The organism is Streptomyces kurssanovii, from assembly GCF_040677245.1.
GTDB lineage: Bacteria > Actinomycetota > Actinomycetes > Streptomycetales > Streptomycetaceae > Streptomyces > Streptomyces kurssanovii.
The window spans coordinates 1-9,926 of the sequence record NZ_JBFAQK010000100.1 but is presented as its reverse complement, the minus strand read 5'-3'; the positions used below and the strand labels follow the sequence as shown (position 1 = coordinate 9,926).

The window sequence follows — 9,926 nt, the reverse complement described above, 5'->3', positions numbered from 1 at the left end:
GCGGAGCCATGCCGACTGACGACAACGCGGCGTGGGGGCACCTCCCGTGCCCGGAGGGCTACGGGGGAGTGCGTGCCAGGGCCCGCGAGCCCGGCGTGATCCAAACGAGAGGCCCTAGGTCTTTCGTTCGGACCGGGCCGGGTCAGTGCGCCTCGCGGACCTCGGCGGGCGTGGGGGCCGTGCCGCCGAGGTGGGCGGGCACCCACCAGGTGTCGGCCGCGTCCCGGGGGCGCACGGGGTAGGCGCGCTGCGCCGCCTCGAGCAGTTCCTGGACACGCTCGCGCAGCCGGCGGGTGATCGCGCCGGCGTACTGGTCGGCGGGCGCCTCGAGGGGCTCACCGACGCGGATGGTCACAGGGATGTGGGAGCGCTTGAAGTTGCGCGGCCGCCCCTTGGTCCACAGCCGCTGAGTGCCCCACAGCGCCATCGGGATCAGCGGGACGCCCGCCTCCTGCGCGAGCCGTGCCGCACCCGACTTGAACGACTTCAGGGTGAACGACTGCGAGATCGTCGCCTCGGGGAAGACACCCACGATCTCGCCGGAGCGCAGGGAGTCCAGCGCGTGCGCGTACGCGGCCTCGCCCTGCTTGCGGTCCACGGGGATGTGCTTCATCCCCCGCATCAGCGGGCCCGAGATCTTGTGGCGGAAGACCGACTCCTTCGCCATGAAGCGCACCAGGCGCTTCTGCGGCAGGGCGCCGAGGCCGGTGAAGATGAAGTCCAGATAGCTGATGTGATTGCTGACCAGCACCGCTCCGCCGGTGCGCGGAATGTTCTCCGACCCCTGAGTGTCGATCTTCAGGTCGAGCGCCTTGAACATCGTGAGAGCGGCGCCGATGACCGGCCGATAGACGAGCTCTGCCATGGGGGGAGGACCCTTTCGTCAAGCCCGGGGAGGGTTCGCCCGGTTGGAAGTTACGCAGCCGTAGGTTTTCGGCTTTGGGCCGATCGTGCCCCATGTGCGCCGTGCTGACCAGTCCTGGACGCGCGCGGGCGCGAGATTCTCATCACTTCACGGACGGGAACCCGGCCCCGGCGCGGCCTGCGGGAATCCCCGCCGCGCCGGGAACGCTGCAGCTCGAAGAAGTGAACGCACGGAGCACGACGGAAGGCGGAGAAGGTGCGCGGACAGGACGCGGAACGACGGCTGGGTGCGCCGGAGCTGGGCCGACGGCCGGGCGAGCGCGCCACCCTCGTCCAGTTCTCCACCGCCTTCTGCCAGCCCTGCCGGGCCACCCGGCGGATCCTCGCCGACATCGCCGCGATGGTCGACGGAGTCGTCCATGTCGAGATCGACGCCGAGGACCACCTCGCCCTTGTACGCGAACTCGGCGTCGAGAGCACGCCGACCGTGCTGGTCCTCGACGCCGCCGGACGGATCGTCACCAAGGCCGCAGGCACGCCCCGCAAGGCCGATGTCATCGCCGCGCTGGGGCGGGCGATATGACGCCCGTGACCCTGGTCGCACCTGCCGGTGCGCACTTGACTGTGTACGCCATGTATCGCCAGGCTGGCTTCCGTGCTTCCAGAATTCCTTCTCGACGGGCGGGTTCATGCCGATCTCTCCCGTGACGCGAGCGCTCGCTGTCAGGCTGCCCGTGCAGCCGCAGTCGCATAGTCCGCTCCCCAAGAAGGAACACTCGATGACGGCCTCGCCCGATCTCGGCGCCGCCCAGCTCGCCTCTCCCGACCTCCTGCGCTCGGTCTTCCGGCAGCACGCCGCCGGTGTCGCGGTGATCACCGCGGCGGGACCGCGTCCGGTCGGATTCACCGCGACGTCGCTCACCTCCGTAGCGGCCGAGCCGCCGCTGATCTCGTTCGGTGTGGGCACCGGCTCGTCCAGCTGGCCCGTCGTCGCGGACGCCGGACATGTCGGCGTGCACATACTCGGCGAGCACCAGCGCGAGCTGGCAGCCACCTTCGCCCGCAGCGGCGCCGACCGCTTCGCGCCGCCGACGAGCTGGCGCGCCGGGCCGGAGGGCGTCCCCGTGCTGGACGGTGTGCTTGCCTGGATGGTGTGCCGGGTCGTGGCCCGGGTGCCCGCGGGTGACCATCGCATCGTGATCGCCGAGGCGGTCGTCGGGGATCCGGCGGGCGGCGGCCGGCCACTGCTCTACCACCAGGGGCGCTTCACCGCTCTGCGGGAGTGAACTGTGCGGAGGCGGCGGCCGGTCCGTTGTCAAGGTCACAGTGCAAAGCGCTTGCTTAGCGGGAACACACTGGGTGTACTGACGAGTAATATTTCGTTCGGAGCGCGGCCCGCCCCGACCGGGATCCGCCCCATCGGACGCCTATGCTGCGTTCACAAGGCAGTCCAGTAGAGACGATGCAGTAGGAGAGCCGGCGTGAGCCTGAGGATCGTTGTCTGTGTGAAGTACGTGCCCGACGCCACCGGCGACCGGCACTTCGCCGATGACCTGACCGTCGACCGCGACGACGTCGACGGCCTGCTGTCGGAGCTGGATGAGTACGCGGTCGAGCAGGCGCTGCAGATCGCGGACGAGGCGGACGATGCCGAGGTCACCGTGCTGACCGTCGGCCCCGAGGACGCCAAGGACGCGCTGCGCAAGGCGCTGTCCATGGGTGCCGACAAGGCCGTCCACGTCGAGGACGACGACCTGCACGGCTCCGACGTCATGGGCACCTCGCTGGTGCTCGCGAAGGCGATCGAGAAGACCGGTTACGACCTGGTCATCGCCGGCATGGCCTCCACCGACGGCACCATGGGCGTGCTGCCGGCGATCCTCGCCGAGCGTCTGGGTGTCCCGCAGGTCACCCTGCTCTCCGAGGTCTCCGTCGAGGACGGCACCGTGAAGGGCCGCCGCGACGGCGACACCGCCAGCGAGCAGCTCGAGGCGTCCCTGCCGGCCGTCGTGTCGGTGACGGACCAGTCGGGCGAGGCGCGCTACCCGTCCTTCAAGGGCATCATGGCCGCCAAGAAGAAGCCGGTGGAGTCCCTGGACCTCGAGGACCTCGAGATCGACGCGGAAGAGGTCGGCCTCGAGGGCGCCTGGACCAAGGTCGACTCGGCCGCGGAGCGCCCGGCCCGCACCGCCGGCACGATCGTCAAGGACGAGGGCGAGGGCGGCAAGCAGCTCGCGGAGTTCCTCGCGAGCCAGAAGTTCATCTAGAGGCTTCGGCCCTTTACCGCCCCCTTCATACTTCGCAAGCAGGAGAGAAGAAGTCCCATGGCTGAAGTTCTCGTCTACGTCGACCACGTGGACGGCGCCGTCCGCAAGCCCACCCTTGAGCTGCTGACGCTGGCCCGCCGCATCGGCGAGCCCGTCGCCGTCGCTCTCGGCTCCGGTGCCAAGAACACCGCCGCCGCGCTCGCCGAGCACGGCGCGGTGAAGGTCCTCACGGCCGATGCCCCCGAGTTCGCCGAGTACCTGGTCGTCCCGAAGGTGGACGCGCTGCAGGCCGCGTACGAGGCCGTCTCCCCGGCCGCCGTGCTCGTCCCGTCCTCCGCCGAGGGCAAGGAGATCGCGGCCCGCCTCGCGGTCCGTATCGGCTCCGGCATCATCACCGACGCCGTCGACCTCGAGGCCGGCGACGAGGGCCCGGTCGCGACGCAGTCCGCGTTCGCCGCGTCCTTCACCACCAAGTCCCGCATCACCAAGGGCACCCCGGTCATCACGGTCAAGCCGAACTCGGCCGCCGTGGAGGCCGCCCCGGCCGCCGGCACCGTCGAGGCGCTGTCCGTCTCCTTCTCCGGGAAGGCCACGGGCACCAAGGTCGTCTCGCGCACCCCGCGTGAGTCGACCGGCCGCCCGGAGCTGACCGAGGCCGCGATCGTGGTCTCCGGCGGCCGTGGCGTCAACGGAGCCGAGAACTTCGCGATCATCGAGGCGCTCGCCGACTCCCTCGGTGCCGCCGTGGGTGCCTCGCGCGCCGCCGTCGACGCCGGCTGGTACCCGCACACCAACCAGGTCGGCCAGACCGGCAAGTCCGTGTCGCCGCAGCTGTACATCGCCTCCGGCATCTCCGGCGCGATCCAGCACCGCGCCGGCATGCAGACCTCGAAGACCATCGTGGCCATCAACAAGGACGCCGAGGCCCCGATCTTCGACCTCGTCGACTACGGCGTGGTCGGCGACCTCTTCGAGGTCGTCCCGCAGCTGACCGAAGAGGTCAAGACCCGCAAGGGCTGACCCGCGGGTTCTCTTTCGGCCAGGGGCCGCGTGGTGGTTCTCCACCGCGCGGCCCCGGTCCGTTCCGGGGGACCATTGACGCAGATCACGGCCGCCCATTAACTTCATTCAACAGAATGTTGAATCCGTGATGCGGAAACCACGGATCCCGAAGTGTGCGGAGGGTGTGGGAATGGGTCAGCAGGAGAAGGTGGCGACGAGCCTCGCGGGCGCGGTCAGCGAGGGCATCAGCGCCTCCCTGGCGACGGTGGACGCGGAACTCGCCCGCCGCTACCCCGGGGATCCGGGCACCCGCCAGCCCGTCCACACCGTCTACGTCCCCGGCAACGACTTCGCCGCCGGCACGATCCGCTCGTGGGGCGACCAGGCACTCGCCGCGCTCGACGAGCACGCGCCCGACGCCCGCACGTTCGCCCGCGTCCTCGGCCTCGCGGACGAGCTCGCGGAGCCCGTGTACACCCGCGTTCGCGCCAAGCTGGAGCGCGAGCCGATCGAGGACCTGCGCGTCGACTTCGAGGACGGCTACGCGGGCCCCGACGAGGACGCCGACGCCGCACGAGCCGCGCGGCTGATCTCCGAGGCGTACGAACAGGGCACCGCCGCCCCGTACATGGGCATCCGGATGAAGTGCATGGAGGCCGCCGTACGCGACCGCGGCATCCGCACCCTCGACATCTTCCTCACCGGCCTGAGCGAGCGCGGAGGGCTGCCCGACGGGCTCGTCCTGACCCTCCCCAAGGTCACCTACACCGAGCAGGTCACCGCAATGGTGCGCCTCGTCGAGGAGTTCGAGAAGGCCCGCGGCCTGGAGCCCGGCCGCATCGGCTTCGAGATCCAGATCGAGACCAGCCAGTCGATCCTCGCCGCCGACGGCACCGCCACCGTCGCCCGCATGATCGACGCGGCCGAGGGCCGGGCCACCGGACTTCACTACGGCACCTTCGACTACAGCGCCTGCCTCGGCGTCAGCGCGGCCTACCAGTCCAGCGACCACCCCGCCGCCGACCACGCCAAGGCCGTCATGCAGGTGGCCGCCGCCGGCACCGGAGTACGCGTGTGCGACGGGTCCACCAACGTGCTGCCCGTCGGACCCGCCGAGAAGGTGCACGACGCCTGGCGGCTCCACTACGGCCTCACCCGCCGTGCCCTCGCCCGCGCCTACTACCAGGGCTGGGACATGCACCCCGGCCACCTCCCCACCCGGTACGCCGCCGTGTTCGCGTTCTACCGCGAGGGCTTCGAGCAGGCGGCGGCACGCCTCGCCGCCTACGCCGGCCACGTGGGCGGCGACGTCATGGACGAGCCCGCCACCGCCAAGGCGCTCAGCTCCTACCTGCTGCGCGGCATCGACTGCGGTGCGCTCGACGAGGCGGAGGTCAACGGCCTGACCGGCCTCGACCGCGCCGGTCTCGACAGCTTCGCCCGGCCGCGGCGCGGCGACCTGACCGCCACAGCCGGGTAGCACCCGCCGTCGGCAGTGCGCTGCCCCCTCCAGGCCCTGGCCGGGGCCTAGTCTGTGATCCGTCACTTTCGGATCCGAGGAGCGGGGCAGCGGTGTCAACGGGGGAGAACGAGCGGCTGGCCGGGCGCTACCGGCTGGTCGAACAGCTGGGGCGCGGCGGCATGGGCGTCGTCTGGCGGGCGGTCGACGAGGTGCTCGGCCGCGAGGTCGCCGTCAAGGAACTGCGCACGTACACCGACTCGTCGGCGCCCGAACTGGCCGACCTGACCGTGCGGATGCAGCGAGAGGCACGGGCCGCCGCCCGCGTCCGGCATCCCGGGGTCGTCGCCGTCCACGACGTCGCGGAGCACGAGGGCCGGCCGGTCATCGTGATGGAACTCGTCGACGGCCCCTCGCTCGACGACGTGCTGAACACCCGCGGCGTGATGGACCCGCGGGAGGCCGCCCGCATCGGCGCGAGCGTGCTCGAGGCGCTGAGCGCCGCGCACCGCGCCGGTGTGCTGCACCGGGACGTCAAGCCGGGCAACGTCCTGCTGGACCGCTCCGGCCGTGTCGTGCTCACCGATTTCGGCATCGCGGCCATGGACGATCCCGGCGACGGCTCCACGTCCCATCTCACCCGCAGCGGTGAGATCGTCGGCTCCCTCGACTACCTGGCACCCGAGCGCGCCCAGGGCAACGACCCGGGTCCGGCCTCCGACGTGTGGGCGCTCGGCGCCACCCTGTACGCGGCCGTCGAAGGCTCCTCGCCGTTCCGCCGCACCTCCACCTGGTCGACGCTCACCGCGATCGTCGTCGAGCCGCTGCCGGAGCCCCGGCGCGCCGGTCCGCTCGGGCCGGTACTGCGGCAGCTGATGCACAAGGATCCGGCGCGGCGGCCCGACGCCGAGGCGGCGGCGCGGATGCTGTCGGCCGTCGCCGCGGGAGAGGATCCCGCCGGACACACGGCGCCGCTCGGGCGGCCGGCGGACGGGCCCCGGGAACAGGCGCCGCCCAGGGTGCCGACCGTGCTCGACGCGACGCCGTACCAGCCGCAGGGCTTCGGTCCCGCGGAGTCCGGACCCGCCGTGGGAAGTGCGGTGCCCGCTCCCGGGGCGTCGTACGCGCCGCAGGCGCCCGGTTCCGTGGGCGGCGGTGCGACGCCGGGCCCTGCGGCGCCGTACCCGCCGCAGGCGGCAGGCTCCCCAGGCGCAGGCGCCACCGGTCCCGCGGAACCGTTCGGCCGTTCCGACGGCCGGCCGGTCCGGCGCGGTCGCGGCAAGGTGATGATCGCCGCGGCGGTCGCCGCGGTCCTGCTCGCCGGAGGCGGCGTGACGTACGCGCTCGTCGGCAAGGACGGCAGCGGCACCGGCGGCGAACTCGCGGGCGGCGAGGCCGCAGGCCCCTCCACCGGTGAGAGCCCTTCCGGTGACACGCCGGGCACCAGCCCGACGGGCGAGCAGTCCCCGAGCACCGGTACCGGGTCCGACGACAAGGCCACGGACGGGAAGAAGTCCCCGTCGCCGTCCTCGAAAGCGCCCGCGCCGGGCGGCACAGCGGCCGGATCGGACTCCGGCGGTCCGACCGGCGGAAGCGGGAGCGGCTCGGGCGGTGGCGCCGACGGCGGCGCTTCCGGCGGCTCCACGGGCGGTTCCACGGGCGGGAGTTCGACCAGCGGCGGAGCGGCCGGCGCCGGCGGTACGACGGGCGGCGGCGACGCGGAGCCCGCGCCGGCGTGCCACGCGATCGGCGCCGGCAAGTACAACTGCCAGGTGTGGAAGACCGCGCACTCCTACGACGACGGCGGCGCCCAGGTCGGTGTCCTCAACGCGGGCACCAACTACTTCTACTGCCAGGCGAACCTCGGCCGCCGTGAGACCTCCGGCGAGTGGACCAACGTCTGGTGGGCCAAGACGGACGACGACAGCGGCAACCGCGACGTCTGGGTGAGCGACGTCTACCTCCAGGGCGGCGCCGACGACGAGCCGGTGCCGGGCCTCCCCGTCTGCTGACCTGCCCGCCGTCCCTGCCGGGCGCGTCCCCGCCCGCCCGGTCAGGACGGCGGCGGGATCTCGCCGGAGCCGCGCGGCACGAGCACCGTCTCCAGCGCCACCTGGGCCGGCTCGTCGTTCACCCCGTCGAGCCTGCGGAACAGCCGCTCCGCCGCCGTGCGCCCCAGCGCCGCGGCGTCCTGGGCTATGACGGTGATACCGAGCAGGTCCGCCAGCTCGATGTCGTCGAACCCGACGAGCGCGACGCGCTGGTCGTGCCCCGCGAGGACCCGTACGGCGGTCACCGTCACCCGGTTGTTGCCGGCGAAGATCGCGGTGACCGGCTCGGGGCCCGCAAGCACCGACTTCACGGCCTCCTGCACCCGCTCCGGGGCCGTCGAGCCGAGGGCGACCCACGAGTCGTCGATCACCAGACCCGCGTCCTCCATGGCGGCCCGGTAGCCGCGCAGCCGCTCCACGGCGGTGTGGATGCGCGGCTGGTCGCCGATGAACGCGATACGGCGGTGGCCGTGCGCGATCAGATGCGCCACACCGGCCCGGGCGCCGCCGAAACTGTCGGAGAGCACCACGTCCGCGTCGATCCGGCCCGGCGGACGGTCGACGAACACGGTGGCCACGCCCGCCTTCATCTCCGGCTCCAGATAGCGGTGGTCGTCGCCCGCCGGAATCACGATCAGGCCGTCCACCCGGCGGGCGCACAGCGCCAGCGCCAGCTCCTGCTCCCGCTCCGGGTCCTCGGCGCTGGAGCCGTTGATCAGCAGCGCGCCGTGGGCCCGCGCGACCTCCTCGACCGCGCGGCTCAGCGGACCGTAGAACGGGTCGGCGAGATCCTCGAGAACGAGACCGATGGACGCGGTGCGGCCCTTGCGCAGCACGCGCGCGCTGTCGTTGCGGCGGAACCCGAGGGACTCGATCGCCTCCTGCACCCGGCGCTCCGTGTCCGGCGTGACACCCGGCTCGCCGTTCACCACGCGCGACACCGTCTTCAGCCCCACGCCCGCCCGTGCCGCCACGTCCTTCATCGTGGGCCGGTTCCCGTAGCGGGGCTCGGGGCCGCGAGGGCCGCCCGGAGGCGTCGGGGGACGGGTCGAATCGGCCACAGTGCGCTGTCCTTCTGGGTCTGGGCGGTCACGTTCTTCGTATTTGTAGCGTGTGGCGTCGAGCATAGGCCCTGGACAACGTTGTCAGGGGAATGGAGACTGTTATGGAAACCGCAGGTCCGACAGCTCCCGGGGGATCCCGTACCGATGCATAACAGCCTCGTCGCCGCTCTCGACATCGGCGGCACCAAGATCGCCGGCGCGCTGGTGGACGGCAATGGCGCGATTCTCCACCGCGCCCAGCGCCCCACACCCGCCCACGACGACGGCGAGACGGTGATGCGCGCGGTCGAGAACGTCCTCGCCGAGCTGGCGGCGTCACCGCTGTGGGTCCGGGCCACGGCGCTCGGCATCGGCAGCGCCGGCCCGGTCGACGCCTCCGCCGGTACGGTCAGCCCGGTCAACGTGCCCGGGTGGCGCGGGTTCCCGCTCGTCGAGCGGGTGTCGCACGCCATCGGCCGCCACCTGCCGATCACGCTCGTCGGCGACGGCGTCGCCATGACCGCCGCCGAACACTGGCAGGGCGCCGCCCGCGGCTACGACAACGCGCTGTGCATGGTCGTCTCCACCGGCGTCGGCGGCGGCCTGGTGCTCGGCGGCAAGCCGCACGCCGGACCGACGGGCAACGCCGGGCACATCGGCCACATCAGCGTCGACCTCGACGGCGACCTGTGCCCCTGCGGCGGGCGCGGCTGCGTGGAACGCATCGCGAGCGGGCCCAACATCGCCCGTCGGGCGCTCGAGAACGGCTGGCGGCCCGGGCCCGGCGGGGACACGTCCGCCGCGGCCGTCGCGGAAGCGGCGCGCGCCGGCGACCCCGTCGCCACCGCGTCGTACGAGCGCGCCGCCCAGGCGCTCGCCGCGGGGATCGCCGCCACCGCCACGCTCGTCGAGATCGAGATCGCCGTGGTCGGCGGGGGAGTGGCCGGGGCGGGCGACGTTCTGTTCGGCCCGCTGCGGCGTGCGCTGCGCGACTACGCCACGCTCTCCTTCGTCCAGCGGCTGACCGTCGCGCCCGCGGTGACCGGCACGGACGCCGGACTGGTGGGCGCGGCGGCCGCGGCGACGCTGGGTCAGGGGGAGGCGGCGGTTCCGGCGGGGCGGGGCTGAGCGGTCCTGGGCGTGGCCCGGTGCGGGGGCGTGACTACTTACCTCTTGTTCGCCTGCACACCCAGCGCCTGCCAGCAGTGAGACCAGTGTCAGCGTGGAGGGAACTACTCGC

General features: G+C 72.6%; 9 protein-coding genes. 7 read left to right on the top strand and 2 right to left on the bottom strand.

Annotation, left to right across the window (positions count from 1 at the left end; translation table 11 throughout):
- Nucleotides 1–142: 142 nt before the first annotated feature.
- Nucleotides 143–865, bottom strand: a complete 723-nt coding sequence (locus AB0K36_RS33965) for a lysophospholipid acyltransferase family protein (protein WP_364601561.1) — start codon at nt 863–865, stop codon at nt 143–145.
- A gap of 255 nt (nt 866–1,120) precedes the next feature.
- Between AB0K36_RS33965 and AB0K36_RS33960 the strand changes: the two genes are divergently transcribed.
- The 6 genes from AB0K36_RS33960 (at nt 1,121) to AB0K36_RS33935 (ending at nt 7,604) form a co-directional block, all read left to right on the top strand.
- On the top strand, nt 1,121–1,447 hold the full coding sequence (locus AB0K36_RS33960) for a TlpA family protein disulfide reductase (RefSeq protein WP_364601559.1): 327 nt from the start codon (nt 1,121–1,123) through the stop codon (nt 1,445–1,447).
- A gap of 196 nt (nt 1,448–1,643) precedes the next feature.
- A complete protein-coding gene (locus AB0K36_RS33955; RefSeq protein WP_364601557.1) occupies nt 1,644–2,150 on the top strand; it encodes a flavin reductase family protein in 507 nt (168 codons plus the stop codon).
- A gap of 195 nt (nt 2,151–2,345) precedes the next feature.
- On the top strand, nt 2,346–3,131 hold the full coding sequence (locus AB0K36_RS33950) for an electron transfer flavoprotein subunit beta/FixA family protein (protein ID WP_159694290.1): 786 nt from the start codon (nt 2,346–2,348) through the stop codon (nt 3,129–3,131).
- A 57-nt stretch (nt 3,132–3,188) separates the two neighbouring features.
- Nucleotides 3,189–4,151 carry an electron transfer flavoprotein subunit alpha/FixB family protein gene (locus tag AB0K36_RS33945; protein ID WP_364601555.1) on the top strand — a complete coding sequence of 321 codons (963 nt, stop codon included), beginning with the start codon at nt 3,189–3,191 and terminating at the stop codon, nt 4,149–4,151.
- 172 nt (nt 4,152–4,323) lie between these two features.
- Nucleotides 4,324–5,613 carry a DUF6986 family protein gene (locus AB0K36_RS33940; RefSeq protein ID WP_364601554.1) on the top strand — a complete coding sequence of 430 codons (1,290 nt, stop codon included), beginning with the start codon at nt 4,324–4,326 and terminating at the stop codon, nt 5,611–5,613.
- Between the two features lie 92 nt (nt 5,614–5,705).
- Nucleotides 5,706–7,604, top strand: a complete 1,899-nt coding sequence (locus AB0K36_RS33935; protein ID WP_364601552.1) for a serine/threonine-protein kinase — start codon at nt 5,706–5,708, stop codon at nt 7,602–7,604.
- A gap of 41 nt (nt 7,605–7,645) precedes the next feature.
- Here the strand turns inward: AB0K36_RS33935 and AB0K36_RS33930 are convergent, their stop codons facing one another.
- Nucleotides 7,646–8,626, bottom strand: coding sequence for a LacI family DNA-binding transcriptional regulator (locus tag AB0K36_RS33930; RefSeq protein WP_189470253.1), 981 nt, complete (start codon nt 8,624–8,626; stop codon nt 7,646–7,648).
- Nucleotides 8,627–8,851: 225 nt separating this feature from the next.
- On the opposite strand from AB0K36_RS33930, the gene AB0K36_RS33925 reads away from it, so the two are divergent.
- A complete protein-coding gene (locus AB0K36_RS33925) occupies nt 8,852–9,814 on the top strand; it encodes an ROK family protein (RefSeq protein WP_364601550.1) in 963 nt (320 codons plus the stop codon).
- Nucleotides 9,815–9,926: the final 112 nt, after the last annotated feature.